The sequence below is a fragment of the Pseudomonas fluvialis genome, from assembly GCF_002234375.1.
Classification (GTDB): Bacteria; Pseudomonadota; Gammaproteobacteria; order Pseudomonadales; family Pseudomonadaceae; genus Aquipseudomonas; species Aquipseudomonas fluvialis.
The window spans coordinates 1-842 of the sequence record NZ_NMQV01000064.1 but is presented as its reverse complement, the minus strand read 5'-3'; the positions used below and the strand labels follow the sequence as shown (position 1 = coordinate 842).

Annotated in this window: 2 protein-coding genes; both read right to left on the bottom strand. The window is 67.8% G+C overall.

Translation table 11 applies throughout. The annotated features are described in order from the left end of the window. A partial coding sequence (locus tag CFY91_RS15695; protein WP_207759405.1) for an aspartate/glutamate racemase family protein occupies window positions 1–404 on the bottom strand: 404 nt, incomplete at its 3' end. Beyond that, the coding region (locus tag CFY91_RS15690; protein WP_207759404.1) for a ThiF family adenylyltransferase at window positions 394–842 on the bottom strand (449 nt) is incomplete at its 5' end. The genes CFY91_RS15695 and CFY91_RS15690, both read right to left, overlap by 11 nt.

Here is an 842-nt window from a genome sequence, read left to right as displayed (position 1 = left end):
GAAAAGCGATCGAGCAAGGCGGCAAAACGGGCGCTTTTCAGCGTACCCGTGGTCGCCAGCACGCCTACCACGCCACTGCGCGTGGCTGCCGCGGCCGGCTTCACCGCCGGTTCCATACCGACGATGGGCAGATGCGGATAGACCGTACGCAACTCGCCAACCGCTGCCACCGTGGCGGTATTGCAGGCCAGCACCAGCGCCTTGGCACCCTGCTGCACGAGAAACTCGGCGATGGCCCGGCTGCGCTGCACGATGTAATGCGGGCTTTTCTCGCCGTAGGGTACATGGCCGCTGTCGGCCACATAGAGCAGCGATTCGGCGGGCAACAGGCGGCGGATTTCGCCCAGCACCGACAGGCCGCCAACCCCGGAGTCAAAGACGCCGATCGGCGCTTCACTGGGCATGCGTGTTCCCGCACACCGCGCAGGCCGGGTCGCGCCGGACGCGCAACTCGCGAAAACGCGCACCGAGGGCATCCACCAGGAGCAGGCGGCCAACCAGCGGCTCGCCAAAACCAGCCAGCAGCTTGAGCGCCTCCAGTGCCTGCAGGCTACCGACCAGCCCGACCAGCGGCCCCAACACCCCGGCCTCGCTACAGGTCAGCTCGGCTTCACTGCCATGGCCATACAGGCAGTGATAGCAGGGGCTCTGCGCCTGGCGCGGGTCGAACACGGCCAACTGGCCCTCCAGGCGGATCGCCGCACCGGATACCAACGGCTTGCCCGCTGCCACGCAGGCGGCATTCACCGCCTGGCGGGTGGAGAAATTGTCGGAGCAGTCCAGCACCAGATCCACCGCTGCCACGGCGGCAGCCAGCGAGTCGGCATCCAGGCCCTGCGGAT